Raw genomic sequence first — 1,668 nt, 5'->3', positions numbered from 1 at the left:
GCGCCGGCTCGGGCAGGGCGGCGGGCTCGTGGCGCGGCAGGTAGATCCGGAAGCTGGTGCCCTCGCCCACCGTCGACTGCACGTCGATGGTGCCGCCGGACTGCTTGACGATGCCGAACACCGTCGAGAGGCCGAGGCCGGTCCCCTTGCCGATCTCCTTGGTGGTGAAGAACGGCTCGAAGATCTTCTCCATCAGGTCGGGCGGGATGCCCTCGCCGGTGTCGAGCACCTCGATCAGGACGTGATCGCCGGCCGGCGCGCCGCCGCGCCCGTCGGGTTTGGCCGCCGCGCCCGGGTCGAGCACGTTGGCGGTGCGGATCAGCAGGCGGCCGCCGCCGGGCATCGCGTCGCGGGCGTTCACCGCGAGATTCACGATCACCTGCTCGAACTGGTTCACGTCGGCCTTCACCGGCCAGATGTCGCGCCCGTGCTTGAGGTCGAGCCCGACGCGCTCGCCGAGCAGGCGCTTCAGCAGCAGCGTCAGCTCCGAGAGCGCCTCGCCGACGTTCATCACCTCCGGCCGCAGCGTCTGCCGGCGCGAGAACGCCAGGAGCTGGCGCACGAGGCCCGCCGCCCGGTTGGCGTTCTGCTTGATCTGCATGATGTCCTGGAAGGCCGGGTCGGTCGGCTTGTGGCTCGCCAGAAGCAGGTCCGAGTAGCCGATGATCGCCTGGAGGACGTTGTTGAAGTCGTGCGCGATACCGCCGGCGAGCTGCCCGACGGTGTCCATCTTCTGGGTCTGCGCGATCTGCTGCTCGAGCTGGCGCTGGGCCGTGGTGTCCAGGGCGTAGAGGATCAGCGGCTCGCGGTCGGCCTCCTCCTGCCCCTGCCCCGGGGCGCCCTCCCCGCCCGCGGTGCTGAGCCAGACCCGGGCCGAGCGGTTGGCGTTGCCGACCAGCATGACCTCGATCGGCTCGATCTCGGAGAGCCCGCTCGCCGCCTTGGCGAGCGCCGCATCGAGGGCCGGGCGGTCGCGCTCGACCACCGATTCGGCGAAGTTCGGCTCCTCGGCGCCGGCCGCGGACTCGGCCACCGCGTGCCGCGGCAGGGTGCCGAACAGGCGGGCGAACGAGGCGTTGGCCCTGGCGATCCGGCCCGAGCGGTCCAGCGTCGCGATGGCGATCGGCGAGTTGTTGAGGAAGCGCGCGAGCCGCACCTCGGCCGCGCGCTGCGGCTCGTCGCTCTCGGCGCCGGCGGAGCGGTTGATGACGAAGGTGCGCGACGCGCCGGGCTTGCCGTCCTTGCCGAAGGCGACGCGGTGGTAGAGCCGGGCCGGCATCGGGTGGCCGTTGCGGCGGCGGAGATCCAGGTCGAACCGGTCGGTGCGGACCTCGCCCGGGAGCCCGGCGTTCTGGATCAGCGCGTCGGCGGCGGGCGCGATCTCGGAGAGGTGCGGGCCGCCGGGGCCGACCACCGCGAGGTCGTAGCCGAGCCAGGCGGCCAGCGTCGCGTTCATGTAGACGATCGCGCCGGTCGGATCGATCGAGAGGAAGCCGGCGGGCGCGTGGTCGAGGTAGTCGATCGCGTGCTGGAGTTCCTGGAAGACGTTCTCCTGGCGCTCGCGTTCGGCGGTGATGTCGCCCACCGTCCAGAGCGAGGCGGCCCGTCCCGGCCGCGGCAGCGGCCGGACCTGGATGCGGTACCAGGCGAAGTCGCGCCCCCGCGCGC

At 72.5% G+C, this 1,668-nt stretch carries 1 protein-coding gene; it reads right to left on the bottom strand.

Features of this window, described 5'->3' with window-relative positions:
- On the bottom strand, positions 1–1,668 hold a 1,668-nt coding region (locus FV222_RS25215), incomplete at both ends, for an ATP-binding protein (protein ID WP_147815924.1).

It is taken from the genome of Methylobacterium sp. WL103, assembly GCF_008039885.1.
Taxonomy (GTDB): Bacteria; Pseudomonadota; Alphaproteobacteria; order Rhizobiales; family Beijerinckiaceae; genus Methylobacterium; species Methylobacterium cerastii.
This window is presented reverse-complemented; position numbering and strand designations above follow the sequence as displayed.